The 26,573-nt window shown below is 74.7% G+C and carries 22 protein-coding genes and 1 riboswitch; of the genes, 12 read left to right on the top strand and 10 right to left on the bottom strand.

The annotated features are described in order from the left end of the window. The first annotated feature begins 125 nt into the window (after positions 1–125). Entirely contained in the window at positions 126–2,612 is a 2,487-nt protein-coding gene (locus ACIP5K_RS12575) for a polysaccharide lyase family 8 super-sandwich domain-containing protein (RefSeq protein WP_401408347.1), read from the top strand. 8 nt (positions 2,613–2,620) lie between these two features. Here ACIP5K_RS12575 and ACIP5K_RS12570 read toward each other — a convergent pair whose 3' ends face one another. Continuing rightward, entirely contained in the window at positions 2,621–4,615 is a 1,995-nt protein-coding gene (locus tag ACIP5K_RS12570; protein ID WP_401408345.1) for a YncE family protein, read from the bottom strand. A 229-nt stretch (positions 4,616–4,844) separates the two neighbouring features. Beyond that, on the bottom strand, positions 4,845–8,555 hold the full coding sequence (cobN, locus tag ACIP5K_RS12565) for a cobaltochelatase subunit CobN (protein WP_401408343.1): 3,711 nt from the start codon (positions 8,553–8,555) through the stop codon (positions 4,845–4,847). Between the two features lie 55 nt (positions 8,556–8,610). After that, a riboswitch (cobalamin riboswitch) is annotated at positions 8,611–8,686 on the bottom strand. 105 nt (positions 8,687–8,791) lie between these two features. Between cobN and ACIP5K_RS12560 the strand changes: the two genes are divergently transcribed. The 3 genes from ACIP5K_RS12560 to ACIP5K_RS12550 are packed head-to-tail and all read left to right on the top strand — an operon-like array spanning position 8,792 to position 12,161. Continuing rightward, complete coding sequence (locus tag ACIP5K_RS12560; RefSeq protein ID WP_401408341.1) at positions 8,792–9,964, top strand: cobalamin biosynthesis protein CobG; 1,173 nt, start codon at positions 8,792–8,794, stop codon at positions 9,962–9,964. A gap of 14 nt (positions 9,965–9,978) precedes the next feature. After that, on the top strand, positions 9,979–10,635 hold the full coding sequence (locus ACIP5K_RS12555; RefSeq protein WP_401408339.1) for a precorrin-8X methylmutase: 657 nt from the start codon (positions 9,979–9,981) through the stop codon (positions 10,633–10,635). Beyond that, positions 10,632–12,161: a precorrin-2 C(20)-methyltransferase gene (locus tag ACIP5K_RS12550; protein WP_401408337.1), complete on the top strand. Its 1,530-nt coding sequence runs from the start codon at positions 10,632–10,634 to the stop codon at positions 12,159–12,161. The genes ACIP5K_RS12555 and ACIP5K_RS12550 overlap by 4 nt, the downstream gene beginning before the upstream one ends. Here the strand turns inward: ACIP5K_RS12550 and ACIP5K_RS12545 are convergent. Continuing rightward, positions 12,134–12,889 carry a cobalt-precorrin-6A reductase gene (locus tag ACIP5K_RS12545; RefSeq protein ID WP_401408335.1) on the bottom strand — a complete coding sequence of 252 codons (756 nt, stop codon included), beginning with the start codon at positions 12,887–12,889 and terminating at the stop codon, positions 12,134–12,136. The genes ACIP5K_RS12550 and ACIP5K_RS12545 overlap by 28 nt on opposite strands. Before the next feature lie 151 nt (positions 12,890–13,040). Between ACIP5K_RS12545 and ACIP5K_RS12540 the strand changes: the two genes are divergently transcribed. Further along, positions 13,041–13,811, top strand: a complete 771-nt coding sequence (locus tag ACIP5K_RS12540) for a calcium-binding protein (RefSeq protein ID WP_401408333.1) — start codon at positions 13,041–13,043, stop codon at positions 13,809–13,811. A 57-nt stretch (positions 13,812–13,868) separates the two neighbouring features. Here the strand turns inward: ACIP5K_RS12540 and ACIP5K_RS12535 are convergent, their stop codons facing one another. From ACIP5K_RS12535 to cbiE, 3 genes are read right to left on the bottom strand one after another with little or no spacing between them, the layout of a single operon-like run. Continuing rightward, entirely contained in the window at positions 13,869–14,093 is a 225-nt protein-coding gene (locus ACIP5K_RS12535; RefSeq protein ID WP_401408331.1) for a hypothetical protein, read from the bottom strand. A 49-nt stretch (positions 14,094–14,142) separates the two neighbouring features. Then, positions 14,143–14,892 (bottom strand): precorrin-4 C(11)-methyltransferase, encoded by a 750-nt coding sequence (gene cobM, locus ACIP5K_RS12530; RefSeq protein WP_401408329.1) that lies wholly within the window; start codon positions 14,890–14,892, stop codon positions 14,143–14,145. Then, the gene (gene cbiE / locus ACIP5K_RS12525) at positions 14,889–16,130 is read right to left on the bottom strand and encodes a precorrin-6y C5,15-methyltransferase (decarboxylating) subunit CbiE (protein WP_401408327.1); all 1,242 of its coding nucleotides are present in this window, start codon (positions 16,128–16,130) and stop codon (positions 14,889–14,891) included. The genes cobM and cbiE overlap by 4 nt, the downstream gene beginning before the upstream one ends. 135 nt (positions 16,131–16,265) lie before the next feature. On the opposite strand from cbiE, the gene ACIP5K_RS12520 reads away from it, so the two are divergent. Both ACIP5K_RS12520 and ACIP5K_RS12515 read left to right on the top strand, forming a co-directional pair. Beyond that, complete coding sequence (locus ACIP5K_RS12520) at positions 16,266–16,685, top strand: bleomycin resistance protein (protein WP_401408325.1); 420 nt, start codon at positions 16,266–16,268, stop codon at positions 16,683–16,685. 119 nt (positions 16,686–16,804) lie between these two features. Continuing rightward, complete coding sequence (locus tag ACIP5K_RS12515; protein ID WP_401408323.1) at positions 16,805–18,730, top strand: DUF6049 family protein; 1,926 nt, start codon at positions 16,805–16,807, stop codon at positions 18,728–18,730. Here the strand turns inward: ACIP5K_RS12515 and ACIP5K_RS12510 are convergent. Both ACIP5K_RS12510 and ACIP5K_RS12505 read right to left on the bottom strand, forming a co-directional pair. Further along, the gene (locus ACIP5K_RS12510; RefSeq protein WP_401408321.1) at positions 18,721–19,215 is read right to left on the bottom strand and encodes a hypothetical protein; all 495 of its coding nucleotides are present in this window, start codon (positions 19,213–19,215) and stop codon (positions 18,721–18,723) included. The two genes, ACIP5K_RS12515 and ACIP5K_RS12510, sit on opposite strands and share 10 nt — an antisense overlap. 109 nt (positions 19,216–19,324) lie before the next feature. After that, complete coding sequence (locus ACIP5K_RS12505; RefSeq protein ID WP_401408319.1) at positions 19,325–20,563, bottom strand: MFS transporter; 1,239 nt, start codon at positions 20,561–20,563, stop codon at positions 19,325–19,327. Positions 20,564–20,702: 139 nt separating this feature from the next. On the opposite strand from ACIP5K_RS12505, the gene ACIP5K_RS12500 reads away from it, so the two are divergent. Continuing rightward, positions 20,703–21,635, top strand: a complete 933-nt coding sequence (locus ACIP5K_RS12500; protein ID WP_401408317.1) for a LysR family transcriptional regulator — start codon at positions 20,703–20,705, stop codon at positions 21,633–21,635. Positions 21,636–21,642: 7 nt separating this feature from the next. On the opposite strand, the gene ACIP5K_RS12495 is transcribed toward ACIP5K_RS12500, so the two are convergent. Together ACIP5K_RS12495 and ACIP5K_RS12490 are read right to left on the bottom strand one after the other, a co-directional pair. After that, positions 21,643–21,891 carry a DUF397 domain-containing protein gene (locus tag ACIP5K_RS12495; protein ID WP_401408315.1) on the bottom strand — a complete coding sequence of 83 codons (249 nt, stop codon included), beginning with the start codon at positions 21,889–21,891 and terminating at the stop codon, positions 21,643–21,645. Beyond that, a complete protein-coding gene (locus ACIP5K_RS12490; RefSeq protein ID WP_401408313.1) occupies positions 21,878–22,726 on the bottom strand; it encodes a Scr1 family TA system antitoxin-like transcriptional regulator in 849 nt (282 codons plus the stop codon). Before ACIP5K_RS12490 ends, ACIP5K_RS12495 begins: the two co-directional genes overlap by 14 nt. Before the next feature lie 223 nt (positions 22,727–22,949). Here ACIP5K_RS12490 and ACIP5K_RS12485 point away from each other — a divergent pair, with 223 nt between their 5' ends. From ACIP5K_RS12485 to ACIP5K_RS12470, 4 genes are all read left to right on the top strand, one after another. After that, positions 22,950–23,342: an ATP-binding protein gene (locus tag ACIP5K_RS12485; protein WP_401408311.1), complete on the top strand. Its 393-nt coding sequence runs from the start codon at positions 22,950–22,952 to the stop codon at positions 23,340–23,342. 134 nt (positions 23,343–23,476) lie between these two features. After that, the gene (locus tag ACIP5K_RS12480) at positions 23,477–24,250 is read left to right on the top strand and encodes a ParA family protein (protein ID WP_401408309.1); all 774 of its coding nucleotides are present in this window, start codon (positions 23,477–23,479) and stop codon (positions 24,248–24,250) included. Beyond that, positions 24,250–25,074, top strand: a complete 825-nt coding sequence (locus tag ACIP5K_RS12475; protein ID WP_401408307.1) for a ParB/RepB/Spo0J family partition protein — start codon at positions 24,250–24,252, stop codon at positions 25,072–25,074. The genes ACIP5K_RS12480 and ACIP5K_RS12475 overlap by 1 nt, the downstream gene beginning before the upstream one ends. Before the next feature lie 44 nt (positions 25,075–25,118). Next, positions 25,119–26,573 (top strand): helix-turn-helix domain-containing protein, encoded by a 1,455-nt coding sequence (locus ACIP5K_RS12470; RefSeq protein ID WP_401408305.1) that lies wholly within the window; start codon positions 25,119–25,121, stop codon positions 26,571–26,573.

Genomic DNA, 26,573 nt, shown 5'->3' with positions numbered 1-26,573 from the left:
GCTGATCGCCGGGCCGTGCGACGCGGTCGTACGGACCTGCGCGAACCGCACGCCCTCTTGTCGCCCCCCGGCTCCTCTGCTTGACTCCGGCCGCCCGGCCCCTCTCGTCACCGCGGAGGAACCCGATGGAGATCGCCCGCAGACGACTGCTCGGCGCCCTGGCGGCGGGCGGGGTGCTGGCCGCCGTCCCCGCCGGGCGCGGGGCCGCCGCCGGGGAGGACATGGAGCGGCTGCTCGCCAACACGGTGGCGATGCTGGCGGGGACCGAGGCGTCCAACTCCCGTCCGGAGACGGCCGCCAAGGTCGCGGCGGTCGAGCGGACGGCCCGCGCGAACCTGGCGTCGTGGGACGCGGCCGGCGGCGACGGCGAGCTGTTCGCCGGGATACCGCTCGGCACCTCCGACGCGCACCTCTCCACCACCTACCAGCGGCTGTACGAGACGGCGCTGGCGACCCGCACCCCGGGCGTCTCCCCCGGCCTGTACGCGAGCGCGGCCGTCCAGCGGCGGATCGCGGACGGCCTGTCGTGGCTGCACACGCACTTCTACGGCGACCAGGCGCGCGGCTACTACGGCAACTGGTTCACCTGGGAGATCGGCATCTCCCAGTACGTGACCCGCACCCTCGTCCTGCTCGCCGGCACCCCGGGCGCCACCGCCGCCCTCACCGGCGCCTACCTCGCCTCCATGGACGCCTACCTGCGCAACGGCCGGGACGGCGACGTCGACCTGGACTCGCGGTTCCACACCGGCGCCAACCTCGCCGACATCACCACGAACCGCATCCTCCAGGGCGCCCTCACCGCCGACGGGGGCCGCGTCCGCAAGGCGCTCGCCGACCAGCTGACCGTCTTCGCGACCATCGACCCGTACGCGCCGCGGCACGGGGTGACGGACGGCTACTACGCGGACGGGTCGTTCCTCCAGCACGCGTCGGTCGCGTACACCGGCTCGTACGGCAAGGGCCTGCTCAGCCGGGTCGTGCAGACCCTGCGGACCGTGGAGGGGACGGGCTTCGCGGACGTCGCCGCGCTGGTGCCCGTCGTCGACGGCTGGGTCCGCGACGGGTTCGCCCCGCTGATCTTCGAGGGCTGGATGATGGAGGCGGTGAAGGGGCGCGCGGTCTCCCGCCCCGGGACCGGGTACGCGGACGTGGCGGCGGTCGTCGAGGCGGTGGTCGACCTGGCCTCGCTGGCGACGGGCGAGCGGGCGGCGGCGCTCGCCGGGTACGTCAAGCACCTGCGGGCCACGTCGCGGGCGCCGCTCGACCCCGCGTCGTTCGGGTCGCCGCTGAGCGTCGTCCGCTACACCGCGATCCTCGCCGACGCCTCCGTCCCGGCCGCCGACCTCAACCCGCCGGCCCGCTCCGTCGCCTTCAACGCCATGGACCGCACGGTGCACCGGCGGCCCGGCTACGCGTTCGCGCTGTCCCGCAGCTCGCGCCGGATCAGCACCTACGAGTACATGAGCGGCGAGAACCTGATGCCCTGGTTCCAGGGCGACGGCGCCCACCACCTCTACCTGTCCGGCCAGGACCAGACGCGGGCGTTCGGCGTCGACCACCTCACGACCGTCCCGCCCCACGGCCTGGCCGGCGTGACCGCGCCCGTCGAACGGCGCCGCACCGTCCCGGAGTCGTACGGCGGCGACCTCTTCTACGACAACCCCTCGCACCCGCTGAACTTCACGGCCTCCTCCGCGTCGCAGAACACGTACGTCTACTTCCCGACGGCCACCCAGGCGTACTCGGGCGGCGCGGTCCTCGACGGGCGGTACGGGGCGGCCGGGTGGGTGCTGTCCGACGACGTGCCGTGGCGCGACAAGGCGGCCGGGATCCTCCCCGACGACTTCGTGGCCTACCGCAAGGCGCGGGCGACCCGGTCGTGGTTCCTCCTCGACGACGAGATCGTGGTCCTCTCGGCGGGCGTCGGGGACGCGCCGGGCGGCGGCCGGGCCGTGACCACGACGGTCGACGCGCGGACCGCCGACCCGGACGACCTGGTCCGGGTCACCGGCGACGGCCACTGGACCCACTGGGAGAACGCCACCCAGCACGCCCGCGTCGGCTACCTGCGCCTCGCGGGCCCGGCGCCGCGCCCCCGGCTCACCACGGTGACCCGCAGCCTGCGCGCCGTGCGCACCGCGAACCCGGACACGGCGGTGACCAAGCAGGTCTTCGCGCTGACCGTGGACCAGCCGCCGGGCGCCCGCCCCGCCGCCTTCGCGTACGCGCTGCTGCCGAACGCGCCCGCGGCGCGCCCGCCCGCCCCGGTCCGCCTCCTCGCCAACACCCCGCGCCGCCAGGCCGTCCACCACCCCGCCCTCGCCCTGACCGCCGCCAACACCTTCACGTCCGGCACCCACCGGCTGCCCGGGCTCATGGTCGACGGCCCGGCGTCGGTGCTGCTGCGCCGCCGGGCCGGAACCCTCACCGTCGCCGTCTGCGACCCCACGACGGCCCGCGACACGCTCACCCTCCTGCTCCCCGGACGCCCCCTGCGCCGGACCGGCGGCGACCCGGGGACACACGTGAGCCGGGCCCCCGGCGGGACCCGGCTCACGGTGCGCACCCGGCACGCGTACGGCCGGACCTTCACCGTGACGCTGCGCTAGGGGCGGGGTCAGTTCGTCGAGTACAGGTACTTCCAGGTGCTGTACTTCGCCGTGTTCACGTTGTCGCCCGACGTGTTGTTGATGTACGCGGCGCGCATCCGGAACTTGTAGCCCGCGCTGCCGACCGCGCCCATGTTCACCTTCGTCTTCCCGGAGGTGCCGAGCTTGATGTACTGGCTGTCGGTGGCGTGCCAGGAGCCGTTCGCGTACACCTGGAGGTCCAGGCGGAACTTGCGGCCCTTGTAGTAGTTCATCGACGTCGTCTCGTACACGGTCGAGTTCTTGTGGAAGTAGTAGTACGTGTGCGAGCCGATGGTGCCGCTCTTGTAGTGGTTGGAGAGGGCGACCGAGGAACGGGCCCGCGTGTAGACCGTGTTGGTGACCGTCTTCGGCTTGGAGCGGGCGTCGCCCGTGAAGACCGCGGAGAGGGTGACGTCGCGGGTCAGGTCCAGGGTGACGGAGAGGTTGCCGCTGGAGTTGACCTTGCCGGACCTCACCAGCTTCTTCGGCTTGTCGCTGCCGTAGGGGTCGGCGTAGACCGCGACCGTGCGGTTCTTGTACGTGCTGCCGAGGTGCGCGGTGAACGTGACGTCGGAGCCGTACTCGTAGACGTTCTTGTTCTTGTTCAGGGTCAGCGAGGTGCTGCTGCGGGACACCTCGACCGCGTCGGTCCGGGTGACCGCCGCGTGGTCGGTGTCGCCCGCGTAGGCGACCTTGTAGGTGACCTTGCCGCCGACGGCCGGGGTGTCGCCGAACGTGTACGAGCCGTCCGCCTTCGCGGTGACCGTCGCGACGGCCCTGCCGTCCGGGTGGTCCAGGTCCGTCTTGGTGACCGTCAGCCTGACCGGGGCGCCGAACGGGATGACCGAGGTGATCCTGCCGCTGACCGTCAGCGGCTTGGCCCGGGTCGCCGTCGACGGGGCCTTCACCGTCAGGGCGGGCAGCGTGCGGTTGGGGTCGGTGTAGGCGTGGAAGCGGAAGGCGCCCTCGTAGTTGTCGGAGACCGCGAACAGCGTGGAGCCGTCGGGGGTCCAGGCCACCGTCCCGCCGACCAGGGTGTCGTCCCCGCTGGAGATGGTGGAGGTGCGGCCCAGCGCGTAGGTGCGGACCGGGACGGTGCCGCCCGGCCGGTAGACGTTCACCGCGGAGTCGTACAGCGGCGAACTGCCCTCGGCCACGGCGCCGGTGCGGGAGACCGCCACGGCCGAGCCGAAGCCGGCCTCCGGGTAGTCGCGCACCGGGGTGAGGTCGCGGGCCGCGTAGGCGGACGCCGCGCCCGCGTGGGCGCTCGCCACGAACAGCTCGCTGCCGTCCGGGGAGAAGGCGAGCTGCCGGTAGAACGAGGGCCCGTGCAGGTCCTTGACGACGCGCTCGGTGGCGGTGGTGCCGGACAGGTCGTACACGGCGGCGACGCCGCTGGAGGTGTTGGGGTCCCCCGCGGCCAGCTCGGTGCCGTCCGGGGACACCGCGATGACCGGCGCCCCGTAGAAGGAGTACGAACCGGGCGGGTCGAGGACGGGCTCGGGGGTCTCCTGCGCGGTGTCGAGGGAGCCGAGGGCTCCGTCGCCGGACGGGCCGTAGCTGAACCACAGGACGGAGCCGGCCACCGCGAGGTCCAGCGGGGCGTCCGCGCCGCCCAGCCGGTAGGAGGCGACCTCGGTGCCCGCGGCGGTGTCGATGGCCGCGACGGTGTCGGTGCCGGTGACGGCCGCGTACAGGCGGGAGGAGTCCGGGGACAGGGCGAGGCCGTGCACGCCGTCCAGGCCGGAGATGCGCCGCACCTGGGTGCCGGCGTAGTCGGTGACGACGATGGCGCCGCTCTGCGGGTCCGAGAGATAGACCCGCCGGTGGACGCCGTCGACGGCGATGTCGCCGACGGACTTGACGCCGAGTGCCTTCGCCGAGTCGGCGACGGCGGTGCCGCCGGACACGGCCACGGTGAGCGCGGCCGAACCGGCGAGGACCGCGAGAGCGGTCGCGGAGGAGAGAGCGCGTCTGCGCACGAGTGTGGAACCCCCAGGGGTGAACCGGCGGCGGGGCCGCCGGTACGGGCTGCGAGAGCTCACGGACGTCCGGGCCCCGGATCACCCCCACCGGGGACGCCACGGGTCAACGCGGGCTCTAAGACGGCAGCATCGTAAGTCACCCCGGGGGCCCGCGGGGAGGAATATCGGCGGCGCGACGGCTGTGACATCTTTCGCGCGGACCCCGTACAACCTTTCGGCGGCCGGGCTACTCGTCGGACTCCAGGTCGCCCTCGGTCTCCAGGTACACCTGCCGCAGCGCTTCGAGGACCTGCGGGTCCGGCTTCTCCCACATGCCGCGCGACTCGGCCTCCAGGAGCCGCTCGGCGATGCCGTGCAGGGCCCAGGGGTTGGCCTCGGACAGGAACCGGCGGTTCGTCTCGTCGAGGACGTACGTCTCCGTGAGCTTGTCGTACATCCAGTCGGCGATGACGCCGGTCGTGGCGTCGTAGCCGAACAAGTAGTCCACCGTGGCGGCGAGTTCGAAGGCGCCCTTGTAGCCGTGGCGGCGCATCGCCTCGATCCACCTGGGGTTCACGACCCGGGCCCGGAAGACGCGGCTGGTCTCCTCGACCAGGGTGCGGGTGCGGACCGTCTCGGGGCGCGTCGAGTCGCCGATGTACGCCTCGGGCGCGGTGCCGCGCAGCGCGCGCACGGTGGCGACCATGCCGCCGTGGTACTGGAAGTAGTCGTCCGAGTCGGCGATGTCGTGCTCGCGGGTGTCGGTGTTCTTCGCGGCGACGGCGATCCGCCGGTAGGCGGTCTCCATCTCGCCGCGGGCCGCCTTCCCGTCGAGCCCGCGCCCGTACGCGTAGCCGCCCCACACCGTGTAGACCTCGGCGAGGTCGGCGTCGGTGCGCCAGTCCTTGGAGTCGATGAGCTGGAGCAGGCCCGCGCCGTAGGTGCCGGGCCGGGAGCCGAAGATGCGGGTCGTCGCGCGGCGCTCGTCGCCGTGCTCGGCGAGGTCGGCCTGGGTGTGGGCGCGGACGTGGTTGTGCTCGGCGGGCTCGTCGAGGGAGGCCGCGAGCCGCACCGCGTCGTCGAGCAGCCCGATGGTGTGCGGGAACGCGTCGCGGAAGAACCCGGAGATGCGCAGGGTGACGTCGATGCGCGGGCGGCCCAGCTCCTCGTACGGGATCGGCTCCAGGCCCGTGACCCGGCGCGAGGCGTCGTCCCACACCGGGCGGACGCCGAGCAGCGCGAACGCCTCCGCGATGTCGTCGCCCGCCGTGCGCATCGCGCTGGTGCCCCACAGGGAGAGGCCGACGGACGTCGGGTACCGCCCGTCGTTGTCCTGCCGGTAGCGGTCCACCAGCGACTCGGCGAGCGCCTGCCCGGTCTCCCAGGCGAGCCGGGAGGGGACGGCCTTGGGGTCGACGGAGTAGAAGTTCCGCCCGGTCGGCAGCACGTTGACCAGCCCGCGCAGCGGCGACCCGGACGGCCCGGCGGGCACGAAGCGGCCTTCCAGCGCCCGCACGGAGTGGTCGAGTTCGGCGGTGGTGGCGTCGAGCCGGGGCACGACCTCGCGGGCGGCGAAGGTGAGGATGGCGGCGACGGCGTCGTCCGCCCCCGCACCGGGCCCCTCCGGCGACCGGGGAGCGGGGACCGGGGCGGGGCCCCGGGACGCCAGCTCGATCGCGGCGGGAACGCCCTCGGGGTCCCAGCCCCCGGCCTCCATGGCCTCGACGAGAGCGCGGGCCGCCGCCTCGGCGGCATCGGCGTCGGTGCGGGTCGCCTTCGACTCGTCGAGCCCGAGCGCCTCGCGCAGCCCGGGAAGCGCCGAGCTCCCGCCCCAGATCTGCCGCGCCCGCAGGATGGCGAGCACCAGATTGACCCGGTCGGCGCCGGTCGGCGCCTGCCCGAGCACGTGCAGCCCGTCGCGGATCTGCGCGTCCTTGACCTCGCACAGCCAGCCGTCGACGTGCAGCAGGAAGTCGTCGAAGCCGTCGTCGTCGGGCCGCGCCTCGAGCCCGAGGTCGTGGTCGAGCCTCGCGGCCTGGATCAGCGTCCAGATCTGGGCGCGGATCGCGGGCAGCTTCGCCGGGTCCATCGCGCTGATCTGCGCGTATTCGTCGAGGAGTTGCTCCAGGCGCGCGATGTCGCCGTAGGAGTCGGCGCGCGCCATCGGCGGCACCAGGTGGTCGATGAGGGTGGCGTGCACCCGGCGCTTGGCCTGGGTGCCCTCGCCCGGGTCGTTCACGAGGAACGGGTACACCAGCGGCAGGTCGCCGAGGGCCGCGTCGGGCGCGCAGGCGGCGGACAGGCCGGCGTTCTTGCCGGGCAGCCACTCCAGGTTGCCGTGCTTGCCGAGGTGGATCATCGCGTCGGCGCCGAAGCCGCCGTCGGCGGCGGGCGCCGCGATCCAGCGGTAGGCCGCCAAGTAGTGGTGGGACGGCGGCAGATCGGGGTCGTGGTAGATCGCGATGGGGTTCTCGCCGAAGCCGCGCGGCGGCTGGATGAGGACGAGCAGGTTCCCGCGGCGCAGTCCGGCGAGGACGATGTCGCCCTCCGGGTCGCCGCCGTGCCCGACCCGGCTGCGGTCGAGGAACATCTCGCCGGGCGGCGGGCCCCAGTGCCGCTCGACGGCGTCCCGCAGCTCCCGCGGCAGCGTCGCGTACCAGCGCTTGTAGTCGGCGGCCGGGATGCGGACCGGGTTGCGGGCCAGCTGCTCCTCGGTCAGCCACTCCTGGTCGTGGCCGCCGGCGTCGATGAGCGCGCGGATCAGTTCGTCGCCGTCGCCGGAGGCGAGGCCGGGGAGGTCGGCGCCGTCCCCGAAGTCGTAGCCCTCGGCGATGAGCCGCTTGAGCAGCACGATCGCGGAGGCGGGGGTGTCGAGGCCCACCGCGTTGCCGATCCGGGAGTGCTTGGTCGGGTACGCGGACAGGACCAGCGCGAGCTTCTTGTCCCGGGCGGGTATGTGCCGGAGGCGGGCGTGGCGCACCGCGATCCCGGCGACGCGGGCGGCGCGCTCGGGGTCGCCGATGTAGGCGGGCAGCCCGTCCTCGTCGATCTCCTTGAAGGAGAACGGGACGGTGATCAGGCGGCCGTCGAACTCCGGCACGGCGATCTGGGTGGCCGCGTCGAGCGGGGAGACGCCCTCGTCGTTCTCCGCCCAGTCCGCGCGGGACGAGGTCAGGCACAGCGCCTGGAGGATCGGCACGTCGAGACCGGTGAGCGCGCCCGCGTCCCACGCCTCGTCGTCGCCGCCCGCGCTCGCCTCGGCGGGGCGGGTGCCGCCCGCCGCGAGGACGGTGGTGACGATGGCTCCGGCGCCGCTCAGCGCCTCGATCAGCGCGGGTTCGGGGGTGCGCAGCGACGCCACGTACAGCGGCAGCGGGCGGGCGCCGGCGGCCTCGATCGCGTCGCACAGGGTGTGCACGAAGGCGGTGTTGCCGCTCATGTGGTGGGCGCGGTAGTAGAGCACGGCGACCGTGGGGCCGTCGGCGGCGCCGACCGGGCGCTCCAGCGGGCCCCAGGAGGGCGCGGGCCGCGGCGGGTCGAAGCCGTGGCCGGTGAGCAGCACGGTGTCGGAGAGGAAGCGGGCGAGCTGCGCCAGGTTCTCCGGGCCGCCGTGCGCCAGGTACTTGTGGGCCTCGGCCGCGATGCCGACGGGCACCGTGGAGGCCGCCATCAGCTGGGCGTCCGGGGCCTGTTCGCCGGTGAGGACGACCAGCGGCACCCCGGCGGCGGTCAGCCGGTCGATGCCGTCCTGCCAGGCGCGGACACCGCCGAGCAGCCGGACGACGACGAGGTCGGCGCCGTCGAGGAGCGCGTCGAGGTCGTGCTCGACGGTGATCCGGGAGGGGTTCGCGAAGCGGTACTCGACCGGGGCCGGGGTCCCGGCGTCGGCGGTGTCCGCCGCTCGGGCGCTGAGCAGGTCGGTGTCGGAGGTCGACAGGAGCAGCAGCTGCTGGGGCATGCGTCGGCTGGCCTTCCTCGGGGTGTCCGCGCCCCGGGTGGTCGTTCGACGGCAGGAGTTCCTGGCTCGTCCCGTGCCGGGGCACGGGACTCACAGTGGCGGGACCGCGCCGGACTCGCACCGGCTTCCTCCCCTGTCGCCGTCGCTGGCGATGTTGGTCTGTGCGCCATCGTACGGGGCGGGGCCCCGCCCCGGTACGGGGTGCTCGTCACAGGCCCATGGGTATGCTCCCCGGCATGTCCCCCACTCACATATCCGCTGATCCCGGCCGGGGCGACGCCTGCCCGGGCGCGCTGCGGCTGCACGCGGCGGACGACGGTTCCCTGGCGCGGGTGCGGATTCCCGGCGGGGTCCTCACGGTGGCGCAGGCGCGGGCGCTGGGCGGGCTCGCGGGGCGGCTCGGGGACGGGTCGCTGCACCTCACGTCGCGCGGGAACGTGCAACTGCGCGGGCTGCGCGACGGGTGCGGCGGGGAGCTCGCGGACGCGCTCGGCGCGGCCGGGCTGCTGCCGTCACCGGCGCACGAGCGGGTGCGCAACGTGGTCGCCTCGCCGATGTCGGGGCTCGACGGCGGCGGGCACGTGGACGTGCGGGGCTGGCTGCGGGAGCTGGACGCGGCGCTGTGCGCGAGCCCCGTCACGCCGGAGCTGTCGGGCCGCTTCCTCTTCGCCCTGGACGACGGGCGCGGGGACGTCGCCGGGCTCGGCCCCGACGTCCTGGTGCGGGGGCTGCCCGGGGGCGACGGGCTGCTGTCCGTCGGGGGCGCGTCGCTCCGCCTGCCGTACGAGGACGCGGCGCGGGCCGCCGTGCGCGCCGCCGAGGTGTTCGTGGCGGCGGCGCGGGAGGTCTCCGGCCGCCGGGTGTGGCGGGTCCGCGAACTGGGCCTGTCCACAGCCGCGTTGACGGCTCTTCTGAACCGGCCCGGACCCGGCTCCCCGGCCGTCGGCGGGGCCGGCTGGTCCGGAGCCGGCGCGCCGGAGCACGGGGAGCGCGAGCGCGGGGAGCGGACCGGGGGCGCGGCGGTGCCCGGGATCCCGCTCCCCTTCGGCACCGCCGGCCCCGACCGCTGGGCGGCGCTGGTCGACCGGGCGGCCGGGCTGCCCGCGCGGGAGCTCAGGCTCACCCCCTGGCGCCGGGTCGTCATCCCCGGCGCCACCGAACACGAACCGCCCCCCGACACCCCCTGGACCCGCGTCGGCGCCTGCATCGGCCGGCCCGGCTGCGCCCGGTCCCACACCGACGTCCGCGCCGACGCCACGGCCGCGCTGGCCGGGGCCCACCCGGTCCTGCCCACCTACTGGTCCGGCTGCGCCCGCCGCTGCGGCCGCCCGGCCGGGACCTACGTGGACGTCACGGCCCGCCCGGACGGCGGCTACGACACCACCACCCTTGCCCCAGACCCCCGTTGAGAGAGCCGAACCCCATGTCCCTGTACGACTACGAGAAGGACGGCGCGGCGATCTACCGCGAGTCCTTCGCCACCATCCGCGCCGAGGCCGCGGCCGGCCTGGCCGCGCTGCCCGCCGATGTCGCCCAGGTCGCGGTCCGCATGATCCACGCCTGCGGCCAGGTGGATCTCGTACCGGACATCGCGCACTCCCCCAGCGTGGTGGCGAAGGCCCGCGCGGCCCTGCGGGCCGGGGCGCCGATCCTGTGCGACGCCCGGATGGTCGCGAGCGGCGTCACCCGCAGGCGGCTGCCCGCGGACAACGAGGTGCTCTGCACCCTCGACGCGCCCGGAGTACCGGCGCTGGCCGCCGAGTTGGGCACCACGCGCAGCGCCGCCGCGCTGGAGCTGTGGCGCGACCGCCTCGACGGCTCCGTCGTGGCGATCGGCAACGCCCCCACCGCCCTGTTCCACCTCCTGGAGATGATCGCCGCAGGCGCCCCGCGTCCGGCGGCGGTCCTCGGCATCCCGGTCGGCTTCGTCGGCGCCGCCGAGTCGAAGGACGCGCTCGCCGCGTCCGGTCTCGGCCTGGAATACCTGGTCGTGCGGGGCCGGCGCGGCGGCAGCGCGATGACGGCCGCGGCACTGAACGCGATAGCGACCGAGGCGGAGATCCTGGAGGACCGGGCATGAGCGAGACCGCTGCGACCCGCGCGGGCACGGGCCGGCTGTACGGGGTGGGGCTCGGGCCCGGCGACCCGGAACTGCTGACCGTGGCGGCCGTGAAGGCGATCGGCGAGGCCGACGTCATCGCGTACCACTGCGCCCGGCACGGCCGGTCCATCGCCCGCTCGATCGCCGCGCCGTACCTGCGCGACGACCAGATCGAGGAGCGGCTGATGTATCCGCTCACCGTGGAGACGACGGACCACCCGGGCGGCTACCGGGGCGCGCTCGACGACTTCTACGCGCAGGCGGCGGGCACCCTCGCCGCGCATCTGGACGCGGGCCGCACGGTCGCGGTGCTCGCGGAGGGCGACCCGTTCTTCTACGGCTCGTACCAGCACATGCACAAGCGGCTCGCGGACCGCTACGACACGGTGGTCATCCCCGGTGTCACCTCGGTCAGCGCCGCGGCGGCCCGGCTCGGGCAGCCCCTGTGCGAGGACAAGGAGACGCTGACCGTCATCCCGGGGACGCTGGACGAGGACGAGCTGGCGGCGCGGCTCGCGGCGGCGGACTCGGCGGTCGTGATGAAGCTGGGCCGCACCTTCACCAAGGTCCGGGCCGCGCTGGAGAGTTCGGGCCGGCTCGACGACGCCCGGTACGTGGAGCGGGCGTTCATGGCGGGCGAGCGGACCGGCCCGCTCGCCGACGTCGACCCGGACACCGTCCCGTACTTCTCGGTCGCGGTGCTGCCGTCGCGGGTGGAGACCGGTCCGGCCCAGGCGCCGGGGCGCGGCGAGGTCGTGGTGGTCGGCACCGGCCCCGCGGGGGCGCCCTGGCTGACGCCGGAGTCGCGCGGCGCGCTGGCCAACTGCGACGACCTGGTCGGCTACACGACGTACCTGGACCGGGTGCCGGTCCGGCCGTGGCAGCGGCGGCACGGTTCGGACAACAAGGTGGAGTCGGAGCGCGCCGAGTTCGCCCTGGAGCTGGCCCGGCGCGGACGCCGGGTCGCGGTCGTGTCGGGCGGCGACCCGGGCGTCTTCGCGATGGCGACGGCAGTCCTCGAGGTGGCCTGCGAGGAGCGGTACGCGGATCTTCCGGTGCGCGTCCTGCCGGGGGTCACGGCGGCCAACGCGGCGGCGGCGCGGGCGGGCGCCCCGCTCGGCCACGACTACGCGACGATCTCGCTGTCCGACCGGCTGAAGCCGTGGGAGGTGATCGCGGAGCGGCTGCACGCGGCGGCCGCCGCCGACCTGGTCGTGGCGCTGTACAACCCCGGTTCGCGCAGCCGCACCTGGCAGGTGGCGAAGGCCCGCGAGCTGTTCCTCGAACACCGGGCGCCGGACACGCCCGTGGTGGTCGCCCGGGACGTCGGCGGCCCCGAGGAGGCGGTGCGCGTGGTGGCGCTGGCCGATCTGGACCCGGGGTCGGTCGACATGCGGACGCTGCTGATCGTCGGTTCGTCGCAGACCCGGGCGGTGGCCCGGGGCGCCGGCGGCGCCGTCGCGTGGACCCCGCGCCGCTATCCGGAGACGCCCGCGACCGTCTGAACCCAGGCGGCGGCCTCCGCCACGGTGGCCGCCGCCGGCACGCCCTCCGGCGCGGGGGGCCGCCGCACGACGACGACCGGGACGCCGGCCTCGCGGGCGGCGGTCAGCTTGGGCGCGGTGGCGGCGCCGCCGCTGTCCTTGGTGACGAGGACGTCGATGCGGTGCCGGGCCAGGATCGCCCGCTCGCCGTCCAGCGTGAACGGCCCGCGGTCCAGCAGCACGTCCATGCGCGGCGGGAACGGCGGCTCGGGCGGGTCCACGGCCCGTACGAGGAAGTGGGCGCCGGTGACGTCCGCGAACGCGGCGAGCCCCTGCCGCCCGGTGGTGAGGAACACCCGCTCGTACCCGGCGACGGCCCGCGCCGCCTCCGCCAGCGATCCGGCCTCCCGCCAGTCGTCGCCGTCCCGCGCGCTCCAGCCGGGCCGGCGCAGCGCGAGCAGCGGGACCCCGGTGACGGCGGCGGCCCGCGCGGCGTTGAGGCTGATCCGCTCCGCGAACGGATGGGTGGCGTCGACCACGGCGTCCACCCCGTGCGTCCGCACCCACCGGACGAGCCCGTCCACCCCGCCGAATCCCCCGACCCGCACCTCGCCGACGGGCAGCCGGGGCGCGGCGACCCGCCCCGCGAGCGAGCTGGTGACCCGCAGCCGCCCGTCCGGCACACCGGCCAGCACGCCGGCCAGCCGACGGGCCTCGGTGGTCCCGCCGAGGACGAGGACGTGCGGCAAGGGGGGCTCCAGGGGGCGGCGACGACAGGGCACGGCCACTCAAACACACCGCCGCACGGCCCTCCCGCCGCACCCCGTACAACCAAGCGGCCCCGCCGGGTGTCTCCTTCTCGCCCGGACCGAGATCCGGCTCATTCCCGCTGGGAGAACCATGCGATTCAGAACGGCCGCCACCGCCGCGTGCGGCACCCTGACCCTGCTCGCCGTCGTCGCGCCCGCCGCGCACGCGGACAGCCACAAGGGCGACACCCGCTTCACGTCGGTGACCTTCAGCAGGTCGACCGTGAACGTCGGGGTCAGCGCGGCACAGACCCTCACCGTCACGGCGACCGCCAAGGACGACTCGGGGATCAGCGGCATCTACGGCGGCAAGCTGGTCAGCCCCGACCGGCACATCGCCTTCCCCGACGACGGCTCGTGCTCCCGTCCGACGTCGACGACGATGAAGTGCGTCTGGAAGTACGTGCTGGACGCGAACGACTCCGACGACTACGCCGACCTGAGGAACGCCGAGGCCGGCACCTGGGTGCTGGACGCCGAGGCCGCCGCCAAGGACCAGGACTTCTACACGCTGGACAGCAGCAAGTCGGTCAAGGTCAAGCGGTACGCGAAGCTGTCCGTCACCAAGGCGGGCCCGGAGCCCGTCGCCAAGGGCCGCACCCTCACCGTCACCGGCGCCCTGACCCGGGCGGACTGGAACAAGAACACGTACGCCGGGTTCGCCGCGCAGCACGTCGCGCTCCAGTTCAAGAAGTCCGGCAGCTCCTCGTACGCCACCGTCAAGACGGTGACCACGGACAGCAGGGGCGGGCTGAGGACGAAGGTCACGGCGAAGGCGTCCGGCACCTGGCGCTGGAAGTTCGCCGGGACCGGCACCACCGCCACGGCGACGGCCGGCGGGGACAGCGTCACCGCCCGCTAGCCGCGCGGGCCCGGCGGCCGGTCCCGCGCCGCCGTCGGGCCGGCGGCGAGCCGGGGGCTAGGGCCTGCGGTTGCGGGGGTGGTCGCGCGCCGTGCGTTCGTTGCCGTGCTTGTAGGCGCCGGTCCAGCGCGCCATCACCAACTGGGCGTCGCCCGCCGCGACCTCGGCGAGGAACTTCTCGGCGCGCGCGCCGCGCAGCGTGCCGGCGGCGCGGCCCTGATGGGTGATCAGGACGCTGCCGTCGGGCCGCTGTTCGCAGGTGAAGCCGGAGGGGCGGGGCATGCCCGGATGGTAGGCGCCGGGCGGGCCGGGCCGGTAGCCGTTTTCCGCGTCAGCAGGCGTGCCGGTCGCGGTCCGCGGAGTACAGGTGGCTGTCGCGGAACTGGGCGGCGGCGAGGGTGCGGCCGACCAGGATGACGGCGGTGCGCTGCACGCCGGACGCCTTGAGCCGGTCCGCGATGTCGCCGAGGGTGCCGCGCAGCACGAGTTCGTCGGGGCGGCTGGCGTAGGCGACGATCGCGGCGGGGCAGTCGGCGCCGTAGTGCGGCAGCAGCTCCGCGACGATGCGGTCCACGTAGCGGGCGCCGAGGTGCAGGACCAGCAGGGCGCCGGACGCGCCCAGCGTCGCCAGGTCCTCGCCGGGCGGCATGGGGGTGGCCTGCTGGGCGACGCGCGTCAGGATGACGGTCTGGCCGACCGTCGGCACCGTCAGTTCCCGCTTGAGGGCCGCCGCCGCCGCCGCGAACGCGGGCACCCCGGGCACGACCTCGTACGGGATGCCGTGCGCGTCCAGGCGGCGCATCTGTTCCGCGACCGCCGAGAAGACCGACGGGTCGCCGGAGTGCAGCCGGGCCACGTCGAGCCCGGCCGCGTGCGCGGCGACGAACTCCCTTTCGATGGCGTCGAGATCGAGGTCGGCGGTGTCGACCAGCCGGGCGCCCGGCGGGCACTCGGCGAGCAGTTCGGCCGGCACCAGCGAGCCCGCGTACAGGCACACCTGGCAGGCGGCCAGGGTGCGCGCGCCGCGCAGCGTGATCAGGTCGGCGGCGCCGGGGCCCGCTCCGACGAAGTGGACGGTCATCGTTCCTCAGCCCCTGCTTTCGTTGCTGACCATTGGGTGACGGGCATCGCCTGCCGCCAGCCCGTGAAGCCGCCGACCGGCACGGCGTGGGCGACGGAGAGTCTCGTCAGGTCGCCGCCGTGGCGCCGGTACCACTCGGTGAGCAGCCCCTCGGACTCCAGCGTCACCGTGTTGGCGACCAGCCGTCCGCCCGCGCCCAGCGCCTGCCAGCAGGCGTCGAGCAGGCCCGGCGCGGTCAGCCCGCCGCCGATGAACACCGCGTCGGGCGGCGGGAGTTCGGCCAGGGCCGCCGGGGCGGCGCCGGTGACGACGTGCAGGCCGGGCACGCCGAGGCGCGCCGCGTTGCGGGTGATGCGCGCGGCGCGTTCCGCCGAGCGTTCCACGGTGTGCGCGCGGCACGACGGGTGGGTGCGCAGCCACTCCACGGCGATCGAGCCGGAGCCGCCGCCGATGTCCCAGAGCAGTTCGCCGGGGGCGGGCGCCAGCGCGGCCAGCGTCGCGGCCCGCACGTGGCGCTTGGTGAGCTGCCCGTCGTGCTCGTACGCGGCGTCGGGCAGCCCCGGCACCGCGCCGAGCCGCAGCGCGCCGGGGGCGCGGACGCACGCGACGGCGATGACGTTCAGGGCGTCGCCGGGCGGGTGCGTCCAGTCCTCGGCCACGCCGGTGTGCGCCGCCTCGGTCTCCGCGCCGAGCTGTTCCAGGACGGTCATCCGGCTCGGGCCGAAGCCCCGGTCGGTCAGCAGCGCGGCGACGGTCGCCGGGGTGTCCGCGCCCGCCGACAGGACCAGCACCCGGCGTCCGTCGTGCAGGGCGGCGGCGAGCCGGTCCGGGGGGCGCCCCACCAGCGACACCGTCTCGGTGCCCTCCAGCGGCCAGCCGACACGGGCGCACGCGTAGGACAGGGACGACGGGTGCGGCAGGACCCGCAGCGCGTCGGCGCCGGCCGTCTCGGTGAGGGTGCGGCCGATGCCGTAGAACATGGGGTCGCCGCTGGCCAGGACCGCGATCCGGGCACCCCGGTGGCGCTCCAGGAGGCCGGGCACGGCGGGCCGCAGCGGTGACGGCCACGCGACGCGCTCCCCGGGGCAGGCGTCGGCCGGGAGCAGGTCGAGCTGGCGCGGGCCGCCGATGACGACCTCGGCGGCGGCGAGCGCGGCCCGGGAGGCGGGCGGCAGGCCCGGCCAGCCGTCGGCGCCGATCCCGACGACCGTCACGGGTGTCGGATGCGCGGGAGTCACTGCCTGGTACCTCGTGCCGGGTGCGTCATGCTCGGGAAAACGGAAAAGACGTCAAGGACGTCAAGGACGTCATCGTGGGAGCCGCACTCTATCGGGCGACACCCGCTCCCCCGCCGAGCGCCCCAGGGAGGCCCCTTGTCCCGCACCGCCCGCACCCCCCTCACCGGCCGTGTCGCACCGATCATGCCGAGCCGTGTCCTGTCGCGGACCGTCGACTTCTACGCCGCGCTGGGGTTCGGGGCCACCACGCACCTGCCCGACGACGGCTATCTGATCCTCGAGAGCGACGACGCCGAGCTGCACTTCTTCCACGCGCCCCGCACCGACCCGCTGACCACGGCGCACGGGGCGTACCTGCGGCTCGACGGCGGCGCGCACCTCGCCGACGCGCTGTACGCGCAGTGGCGCCTGACCGGCCTGACCACCGACCCGTACGCGACGCCGCGGCTGGTGGAGCCCGACGACACGGTGTACGGGATGCGGGAGTTCGCGCTCGTCGACCCGGACGGGAACCTGCTGCGGGTGGGGTCCGTGCTGGAGGCCACCGAGGGCTGACGCGGCGGGGGGCGGGGCGGCGGACCGACGCGCCGCCGGGCGACGCGGTCCGCGCAACCGCCCGCTCCACGGTGTTACCTCGAACCTCCGGGACACCGAGCGGGAGGAACGAGGCGCACATGGCCAGGTACGGGGCGGCGCGGGCCTGGGTCGTGTCCGCCGTGGTGCTGGGGGCGTCGGCGGCCGGGCTGCCGGCGCACGCCGCCGACGGGGACGGCGCGGACGCCGGGCACGCCGCCGTGGTGTGGCCGGTGACGGCGACCCCGCACATGACGGCGGCGGCGCTGGGTTCGGGCGCCGACGCGCGGGCGGTCTTCGACTCGGACGAGCTGGCCGGGCTGTTCGCGGACGGCGGGCGGCTGCGCGAGGTCGTCGCGGCGGGAAAGGGCCGCGAGGTGACGTGGGTGGTCGACCCGGATCTGGTGCTCGCCGCGCAGGCGATGGCGCGCGGCTACCGCGTCGCGGACAGCGCCGCATCCTCCAATCCGCAGGACAGCACGCAGGGCACCGGGCAGAGCGCCGCCCGCGACTGGCTGGCCGACCTGAAGGGCGCGGTGCGCGGGCGCGACGTGTGGCTGCTGCCGTACGCGGACGCCGATCTGGCCTCGCTCGCCCATCATCCGTCCGCCGACACCGACGACCTGGCCGAGGTGGTGGCGAACCTCGGCGAGGACACCAGGAAGAGCGTCGACACGATCCTCGGCACCGGCACCCGCACCGGCCTGGGCTGGCCCGCCGACGGCGCCCTCGACACCCGGATCACCGGGCTCGCGGTCGAGCTGGGCCTGACCTGGACGCTCGCCTCGGGCGAGGGCCTCGGCCCGTCCGGCAGCGGCCCGGTGACCCTCGGCACCGGCGACGACGCGCTCACGGCGCTGCCGTACGACACGGACGTGACGACGGCGCTGGCCCGCATCAAGGACGCGAAGAAGGACCCGGAGAAGCAGCAGGAGAAGGAGCAGGAGAAGGGGCGGGAGCCGGGGCAGGACGGGACGGGGGACGCGTCGGCGAGCCCCGGGGCGTCGCCGGGTGCGACGGCGCCGTCCGGCGGGACGCCCGCCGCGTCGCCCAGCGGCTCGGGCGCGAGCGGCTCCCCCTCGCCCTCCCCGTCCGCGTCGGAGCGGGCCGAGACCCCGGACGCCAGGACCGTCGACCGGATCACCGCGCTCCTGAAGGCGAACACCCGCCCGGTCGTCGTCCCGCCCCGCGGGCTGTCCGGCACCGCCGCGAAGGCGCTCGCCGCCGCGATGGACTCGGGCTCCGACGACGGCTGGCTGACCCCGGAGGGCATCAGGACGGTCGACGACGACCCGGTCGCCGGGCGGGCCGGGCCGCCGTCGGGGTATCCGTCGCGGCTGCGGGCGGGTGAGCTGACGGCCGCGCAGCTCGGGGCGGTGGCGGCGGACCTGGACGGGCTGGCCACGCTGTCGAAGGTGCTCGCCGACCCGAAGGCGACCACGGCGTCCGTGCACGCGGCGATGGCCCGCGCCCTGTCGACGGCGTGGCGGGTGCTGGACGACACGGACCAGGAGACGTTCCAGCGGCGCACGGGTTCGTTCCTGAGCACGTCGGAGGCGTCGCTGCGGCTGGTGCCGAAGTCGACGGTCACGGTGACCTCGGGCGACGCCACGATCCCGGTGACGGTCGACAACGGCCTCCAGCAGCCGGTCGCCGGCCTCGAACTGCGGGTGACGTCCAGCGACGCGGAGCGGCTGCGGATCAACGACGCGACGCTGGCGGTGGAGGCGGCCGGTTCGGCGAGCCACACCAACCAGCTGTCCGTCACCGCGAAGGCCAACGGCAAGGCGCGGCTCACCGCGCAGCTGTACACGACGAGCGACGGCAGGCCGTGGGGCGGGCCGATGACGTTCGAGGTGGACGTCGCCTCGGTGTCGGCGGGCGCGATCACGGTGGTCGCCGTCGGGGTCGCGCTGATCGTGCTGGCCGCCGCCGTGCGGATGCGGAACGTGCGCAGGCGGCGGGCCCGGGAGCAGCCTGACGGGCCGCCGCAGGACCCGCCGCCCGCCGCCGGCGCTCAGGACTGAGCGCGGCGCAGGGTGCGCAGGATCAGCCACTGGTCGCCGTAGGCCATCGCGGTGCCGAGCAGGCCCGTCACGACGCCGACGGTCACCCCGCCGGCGGCGGTGCCGACCGCGAATCCGGCCGCGCCGAGCAGCGCGTGCACGGCGAAGCGGACGGCGACCAGGCCGAGGGCGAGCAGCCGGGTCCGCTTGTTCTTCCACAGCGCCTTCATGAGCCGCATCCGGGTCTTGAGGACGGTGAGGGAGAGCGTCAGGTTGAGGACGATCAGGACGGGGAGCACGGCGTACGCGGTCGGGTGGGCGCGGGCGACGTCGAAGACGCCCACGAAGCAGCCGGCGATGGGGAAATACCAGGCGGGCAGTCCCTTGACGTCGGAGCCCTTGACGCCGGGTCCCGTGACGCCGGGTCCCTTGGCGTCGGATCCCGTGAAGTCCACGTGCCGCTGAACCGAAGCCGTCGCCGTCGCCGTCGCCGTGTCCGTGCTCATGTCCGTCCCCCTGAAGTCGGTGCCGGGGTTCTTCCCGACGTCACCGAGCTTCGCGGAGAAGGGGGGTCGCCCGGCAGAGCGAGCCGTCCTCACTCGGCCCGTACAAATGTCACTGCGGCACGCCACCGCCCCGCGGTCGGGCGGTCGGGTCCCGGCGGGGGAGCAGGAGCGGGGTGGTCAGGATGAGCAGTCCCGCGACCGTGAGCGCGGTGCGCGGGCCGGTGACGTCGGCGAGCAGCCCGGCGAGCGCGGTGAGGACGGCGATGGCGAGCTGCTGACCGATCGACCAGGCGGACAGGGTGCGGGCGACGAGATGCCCGGGGGTGTGTGCGAGCCGGTAGGTGGCGAGTACCGGGCTGTACAGGCTCATGTTGATGATGATCGCCAGTTCGACGGCGATCACGGTGACGAGACCGACGACGCCGGGGCGGACGAGGGCCAGGCCGATCAGCCAGACGGCGCGCAGGGTGCCGACGGTCCGGAAGACCCGGTGCGGGCCGAAGCGGGCCACGACCCGGCGGGCCAGCCGGGAGCCGATGAGTCCGCCGAGGCAGGGGGCGGCGAAGGCGAGGGCGTACTGCCAGGGCGGGAAGCCGAGCCGGCGCAGCAGGAGCACGGCCAGCAGCGGCTCGGTGGCCATGATCAGGCCGGCGACGAGCAGTTGGTTGAGGTAGAGCGGGCGCAGACCGGGGTGGCCCATGATGTGCCGCCAGCCGTCGAGCAGCGCACCCGCCCGGAGCGGGCTCCTGTCCACCGGTCGCGGCGCTTCTTCCCGGCCGCGGATCGCGGTGATGCCCAGCGCGGAGAGGAGGTAGCTGAGCGCGTCGGCCACCACGGTGACGACCGGCCCGAACAGGCCGATCGCCGCGCCGCCCAGCGGTGGCCCCACCGCGATGGAGCTCCAGTTGGTGGACTCGAACCGCGCGTTGGCCACGAGCAGGTCGTCCGGCCGCACGAGGGCCTTCAGGTAGGCGCCGCTGGCCGCGTTGAAGGCGATCTTGGCCGCGGCGACCACGGCCGACACCACGAGGAGCTGGACGAAGCCGAGCCGTCCGAAGGCGTAGGCCAGCGGGATCGTCGCCATGGCCGCGCTCCGGACCAGGTCCATCATGATCATGACCGGGCGTTTGCGCCGGAACTCCATCCACGGCGCGAGCGGCACCGCGACCAGCGCACCCACCGCGGGCCCCACCGCGGACAGCGCGGACACCTCGGCGGGCCCGGCACGCAGCACCAGCACGGCGATCAGCGGCAACGCCCCGAAGCCCAGCCCGGACCCGTAGGCGCTCACCGCGTACGACGCCCACAGCCAGCCGAACGGCCGGCCCAACCGTCTCCTGCCCACCATGCGCGGCGCACTCCCGTGAGGTCTCATCCGAACAAACCGACGTTGACCCGTGAGAGGTAAGCGGCCGGGACAACAGCAGGTCAAACAACTGACCCGCCATCGATCCACAACCAGCGGTTGTTCATTAAGGTGGGTCGGCGTGGACCTCGAAGCCGTACGCACCTTTGTCGCCGTCGCGGAAGCGGGCCAGTTCCAGAAGGCCGCCACCGACCTGTCGATCACCCAGCAGGCGGTGTCCAAGCGCGTCGCCGCGCTGGAGCGGGATCTCGGCGTGCGGTTGTTCACGCGCGCCCCGCGCGGCGCCGGGCTCACCATCGACGGTCAGGCGTTCCTGCCGCACGCGCGCGAGCTGCTGCGCGTCGCCGAGCGTGCGGGCGCGTCGGTGCGTCCCGGCCGCCGTCCGCTGCGCGTCGACGTGATCGCCTCGCGCAGCGCGCAGTCGGGCCTGATGCGCGGCTTCCACCGCGCGCACCCGGAGATCGACCTCGACGTGATGATGCTGTTCGACATCGAGACGGCCGTCACCGCCATCCGCTCCGGCGCGATCGACGCGTCCTTCCGCGCGGTCGCCGCGCCCGGTCGGCCCCTGCCCGAGGACATCGCCTCCGTCCGGGTGCTCGACGAGTCGCTCCAGCTCCTCACCGGCCCCGCCCACGCGCTGGCGGGCGCCCGGTCGGTGACCCTCGCCCAGCTCGCCGGGCACCGGATCTGGATGCCCGGCATCGCCCCCGGTACCGAGTGGGGCGCCTACTACGACGACCTCGTCGCCGAGTTCGGCCTCACCATCGAGGTGACCGGCCCCAACTTCGGCTCCGACGCGCTCCTCGACACCATCTCCGACACCCCGGCCCTGGCCACCTTCATGGGCGCGGACAGCCGGCTCATCTGGCCCGCGGACCACGGCCTGCGCCGCATCCCCGTCGTCGACCCGACGCCCGTCTATCCGCACTCGCTCCTCTGGCACCGCGACAATCCCCACCCGGCGCTGGCCACCCTGCGCACCCACCTCGCCGCGACGGCCGGGCACGGGGGTGCCGGGACCTGGACACCGGGCTGGACGATTCCGCGCTGACCGGCTCCTAGAGCTCCCCGCGCCGAGCGGCCCGCACCAGCCCCGCGAACGCCTCGGCCCGGACCGTGATCAGCCCGGCGCCGGGGTTCTTGGAGTCGCGCAGGGCGATGTGGGGGTTGAGGGGGGTGTACTCGACGCACTGCCCGCCGGTGTCACTGCTGTACGAGGACTTGTGCCAGGTGGCGCCTTCGAGGGGGGCGCACTCGACGCATTCGCCGCCTGCGTTGCCGCTGTAACTCGACTTACGCCAGGTCACGCTCGTCAGGTTCTGCGCGATCCCCATAACGCTCCTCCATTACGCGGCTGATCAGTGCTGCCGAGTCCTCGACGGACAAGGCAGTTGCCTGCAAGCGAGCGTAACTGAGCGAACCGACCCTGAGGATCTCTTGGTTGGCCGTCGCGTGGCCCTGCGCGAAGTCCTCCGTGTAGAGGATGTCTGGATCGCTCTCGAATCGCATCAGGGTGAACGCCCCTGCGAGGCTGGCGTGTTGCCCTGCCAAGAACGGCAGCACCTGGATCTTCACGGTCCGGCTGTTGCGGAACCCCAACAAGTAGGCGAGTTGGTTCCACATCACTTCCCTGCCACCGGTCTTGCGGACCAGCACCGCCTCATCCAGAACCACCCAGAGTTGAGGTGGGACCCTCCGGTCCAGGACGCGCTGCCGGTCCAGCCGCGCGCCAAGCAGTTCCTCCGGGTTGTCCGGCAGCGCCGACTCGATGACGGCACGGGCGTACGCCTCCGTCTGGAGCAGCCCGTGCACGACCTGAGCCTGATAGGTCGAGATGTACGTCGCCTTCGCCTCCAGGCCCGCGTACTCCTGGAACCACGCCGGAAGCTGCGACCGGAGTACCAGCCCCACCAGGCGGGCGAACGCTCCCCCGGTCCCCAGGACGGAGTCCACGCGCTCGGCGAAATCCCTGGTCGGAACCTTGTGGGCGGTCTCGATCTGGCCGATCAGTGACGCGGTGCAGAAGAGCTTGGCGCCGAGCTGGGGCTGGCTGAAACCCGCCGCCTCGCGCCAGTAGCGCAGCTCGGAGCCGAAGTGGTCGAGCGGCGACGCGCTCGGGTCGAGTTGCCGAATGTGTGCCATGGCCGTCCCCCAACAGGAGCCGTGGTTCATTTCCCCGCCGTGACCGACGGTAGCCAGAGAAGACCGCGCGGGGCACTCGAACACCCCGAACTCCACCCCCAACGCTCCCACTTGTTGGCATCGGCAAAACAGACCGGGTTGTTGGCGCGCACCCCCTCCCGGAGGACCCCCGCAGGCCAGCACGCTGATCGGGCTCGACAGCCCACCCCCTACGGGAGTCACGATGCAGCACGCCCTGAACCTCTTCACGGTCGGTGACCACTCGGCCCGCCACATCCGCAGGATCATCCGGGCCTACGCCCGGCAATGGGGCATGGCGGAGACGGCGGACGCGGCCGAACTGGCCGCCACCGAACTGCTGGCGAACGTGGTGCGGCACGTGCCGGGGCGCAGGTGCTCGCTCCTGATCCTGCGCCTGGAGGGCGGGCTGCGGGTCGAGGTGACGGACCCGGACCCGCGCCCGCCGGTGCTGCGCGAGGCGGGCCAACTCGACGAGGGAGGGAGGGGGTTGATGCTCGTGGCGGCGGTGACGGACCGCTGGGGGTCGCAGGTGCGGCCGCCGGGCAAGGCGGTGTGGTTCGAGTGCGACGCGCGGCGGGAGGACGTCGGCGGCTAGGGCCGGGCCCCGCGCATCTCCCGCGCCCCCCACGGCGTGTACACCCCCACCCCCACCGCCCCCACTGCCACAGTGACCACGAATACCCCCCTCACCCCGATTTCATCGGTCCCGTACCGGTATAGGGAGCTTTCGTGGCACACGTACACGTGATCCTCAATCAGAAGGGCGGCGTCGGAAAGTCCACGCTCGCCGTGAACCTCGCGGCCGTGACGGCCGACGTCCTCGGCGGCCCGCTGACCGGCGACGGCGGCAGGCCGCCGGTCGTCGCCGTCTCCATCGACCCGCAGGGCTCGGCCGTGTGGTGGTCCGAGCGCGTCGGCGACGGCCTCCCCTTCGACTTCGTGCAGGCCCACGACGACCTCGCGGGCCTGGCCGCCCTGTCCCGCATCCCGTCCGCCCAGCACGTCTTCGTCGACACCCCGGGCTGGCTCGACCTCTCCGAGGACGACGGCGCCGACCCGCTCGGCAAGGGCGCGGCGGCCGACGCGCTGCGCGCGGTGCTGTCCAACGCCACCGACGTCATCGTCCCCGTCGAGCCCGAACCGCTCGGCTTCCAGCCCACCCAGCGCACCATCGAGAAGGTCGTGAAGCCGCGCGGGCTGCCGTTCCGCGTCGTCATCAACAATTGGGACCCGCGCGACGGCAGGGCCGACCTGGAGCAGACGCGCGCGTTCGTCGAGGGCCAGGGCTGGCCGCTCGCCCGCACCGTGGTGCGCCACTACAAGCTGCACACCCGGGCCAGCGCGGACGGCCTGGTCGTCACCCAGTACGGCGCCAACAAGGTCGCCCTCCAAGCCCGCGAGGACTTCTTCCGGCTCGCCCTGGAAGTGGGCCTCGCCGCCATCCCCCAGCCGGCCCGCCGCACGCGGAAGACGACCCGCGCGAAGAAGAAGGTGACCGCCTGATGGGCCGCAGGACCGACCTGTCCTCCCTGCTGGCCGCCGCCGGGAACGGCGAGCCGGCCATGGCGACGGCCGTGCGCAGACGCCCCGACACCCGGCCGCTCACCGCCCGCGTCACCGACCTCGCCGAGAACCCCGACAACCCGCGCCACGAACTGCGCGACCTGGACGGACTCGCCGAGACGGTCCGCGAGCGCGGGGTCCTCCAGGCGCTGGGCGTCGTCCCGGCCGCCGTCTTCCTCGCCGCCCACCCGCACCACAAGGACGCTGTCGGCTCGTTCCCGTACGTGGTCCTGCACGGCCACCGCCGCCTGGCCGCCGCGAAGATCGCGGGCCTGGACGAGGTGCCCGTCCTGGTCCGGGACGACGCCTCGCGCTCCGATGAGGACGCGCTCATCGAGAACGTCCAGCGCGACGACCTCACCGAACTGGAGCAGGCCCAGGCGATCCAGGGCCTGATCGGCGCCTACGGCTACTCGCAGCGGCAGGTCGCCGCCCGCATCGGCAAGACCCAGGGGTTCGTCTCGCAGCGGCTGTCCCTGATGAAGCTGCGCGAGGACCTCCAGGAGGCGCTGGCCGACGGCCGGGTCTCCGTCGAGGACGCCCGCCGCATCGCCCGGCTCCCCCGCGCCGAGCAGGAGCTGCCCGGCCCGGTGACCGGGGCGGCGGTCCCGGCGGCCCGGACCGGGAAGCGCGAGCGGCGCCGGGGTGATTACGGCGTAATCGAGCTCGACAGCCGAGCGACGCCGGAGGAGATCGTGGAGGCCCTGCGCCGCCACCTCGCCCCGGCCGCCCTGGACCGCGTCCTGGAGCTACTGCGCCACTGAGCCGGCGGGCACGACCACGCGGCGCGGGGGCTTACCGTTGCCCCGTGCCCGCTCCGCCGTCCCCGTCCGTGTCCCCCGCGCCCGCGCCGCCCGCCGAGGCCGTCGTCCCGCTGGCGCGCGGCCTCGACGTCCTGCGGCACCTCACGGACGCGGACGGCACGCTCGCCCTCGCCGAGCTGACCCGGGTCACCGGTCTCGCCCGCTCCACGGTGGACCGGATCTGCGCCACCCTCGCCCACCTCGGATACCTCCGCCTCGACGGGCGGGACGCCACCCTCGCCCCGCCGCTGATGGGCGTCGCCAACGCCTTCCTCGGCGCGCTGCGGGTGCCCGCGCTGCTGGGACCGCTCGCCGACCGGCTCGCCGGCGAACTCGACGAGTCCGTCTCCCTCGCCGTGCCGGACGGCGACGACATCCGCTTCGTCCACCAGGTCCTGCGCCGCCGCGCCCTGTCGATCAGCTTCCGGGTGGGGGACCTGCTGCCCGGCGCGGGCTCGGCGCCGGGACTCGTGTTCCGGCGGGGCGCCGACCACACCGACCACACCGGCCACACCGCCCACGCCGCCCATGCCGCCCATGCCGTCGACGATCAGCTCGTCGAACCCGGGCTCGTCGCCGTGGCCCTGCCCGTGCGGGGGCCCTCCGGAGCGGTCGTGTGCGCCGTCAGCGTGGTGAGCCACACCAGCCGGCACCGCGCCGAGCGGCTGCCGGCCGCCGTGCTCGGGCCGCTGTCGGCGGCCGTCCGCGCGATGGAGACGGCGCTGGCGCACGACACCCCGCCGACGGCCGACGGGCCGGGACCGGGGCCGGCCCCCGCGCCCGGCGGAGCCGTCCGGTCGCTGGCCCGCGGCCTCGGCGTGCTCACCGCGTTCGGCGCGCACCTGCCCGCGCCGACCCTGGCGCAGCTCGCCGAGGCCACCGGCCTGCCCCGCGCCACCGCCCGCCGCGCCCTCCTCACCTACGAGCACCTGGGCTACGTGCGCCACGACGGCCACGCCTACCGGCTCACCCCCCGCGTCCTCGGCCTGGGCTGCGCGCCGCTGTCCCGGACGACGCTGCCCCGGATCGCCGCCCCGCACCTGGCCGCGCTGTCCGGCGCGCTCGGCGAATCGGTGGGACTGTCCGTGCCCGACGGGGAGCCCGGCGGGGAGTACGTGCGCGTCACCGCGCGGGTCGCGCCGCGCCGGGTGCTGAGCGTCGACCTCGGCGTCGGCACCCGGCTGCCCGCCGCGGCGACCGCCGCCGGACAGGTGCTGGCCGCGCGCGCCGGGGCCGCCGGGGCCGCCGAGGCCGTCGCCGACGGGCCCGAGGACGGGCTGTGGTCGGTCGCCGTACCGCTGCGCGGACGGGACGGGGAGGTCGTCTCCGCGCTCGACGTCACCGCCCACCGGGGCCGCGGCGAGCGCACCGCGTGGGCGGACGCGCTGCGGGCGACGGCCGCCCTGATCGAGGCCGACCTGCGCGTGACCTCGCGGTTCGTGACCGTCCCCCACCACTGA

Origin of the sequence: Streptomyces sp. NPDC088785, assembly GCF_044750685.1 — a bacterium.
Lineage (GTDB): Bacteria > Actinomycetota > Actinomycetes > Streptomycetales > Streptomycetaceae > Streptomyces.
This window is presented reverse-complemented; position numbering and strand designations above follow the sequence as displayed.

What these genes read in the sequence shown, in the direction of transcription:
- ACIP5K_RS12575 (WP_401408347.1), top strand. Translation starts at nt 126, where the DNA reads ATGGAGATCGCCCGCAGACGACTGCTCGGCGCCCTGGCGGCGGGCGGG.
- cobN (WP_401408343.1), bottom strand. Translation starts at nt 8,555, where the DNA reads ATGCCCCAGCAGCTGCTGCTCCTGTCGACCTCCGACACCGACCTGCTC.
- ACIP5K_RS12560 (WP_401408341.1), top strand. Translation starts at nt 8,792, where the DNA reads ATGTCCCCCACTCACATATCCGCTGATCCCGGCCGGGGCGACGCCTGC.
- ACIP5K_RS12555 (WP_401408339.1), top strand. Translation starts at nt 9,979, where the DNA reads ATGTCCCTGTACGACTACGAGAAGGACGGCGCGGCGATCTACCGCGAG.
- ACIP5K_RS12550 (WP_401408337.1), top strand. Translation starts at nt 10,632, where the DNA reads ATGAGCGAGACCGCTGCGACCCGCGCGGGCACGGGCCGGCTGTACGGG.
- ACIP5K_RS12540 (WP_401408333.1), top strand. Translation starts at nt 13,041, where the DNA reads ATGCGATTCAGAACGGCCGCCACCGCCGCGTGCGGCACCCTGACCCTG.
- ACIP5K_RS12535 (WP_401408331.1), bottom strand. Translation starts at nt 14,093, where the DNA reads ATGCCCCGCCCCTCCGGCTTCACCTGCGAACAGCGGCCCGACGGCAGC.
- cobM (WP_401408329.1), bottom strand. Translation starts at nt 14,892, where the DNA reads ATGACCGTCCACTTCGTCGGAGCGGGCCCCGGCGCCGCCGACCTGATC.
- ACIP5K_RS12515 (WP_401408323.1), top strand. Translation starts at nt 16,805, where the DNA reads ATGGCCAGGTACGGGGCGGCGCGGGCCTGGGTCGTGTCCGCCGTGGTG.
- ACIP5K_RS12510 (WP_401408321.1), bottom strand. Translation starts at nt 19,215, where the DNA reads ATGAGCACGGACACGGCGACGGCGACGGCGACGGCTTCGGTTCAGCGG.
- ACIP5K_RS12505 (WP_401408319.1), bottom strand. Translation starts at nt 20,563, where the DNA reads ATGGTGGGCAGGAGACGGTTGGGCCGGCCGTTCGGCTGGCTGTGGGCG.
- ACIP5K_RS12490 (WP_401408313.1), bottom strand. Translation starts at nt 22,726, where the DNA reads ATGGCACACATTCGGCAACTCGACCCGAGCGCGTCGCCGCTCGACCAC.
- ACIP5K_RS12485 (WP_401408311.1), top strand. Translation starts at nt 22,950, where the DNA reads ATGCAGCACGCCCTGAACCTCTTCACGGTCGGTGACCACTCGGCCCGC.
- ACIP5K_RS12475 (WP_401408307.1), top strand. Translation starts at nt 24,250, where the DNA reads ATGGGCCGCAGGACCGACCTGTCCTCCCTGCTGGCCGCCGCCGGGAAC.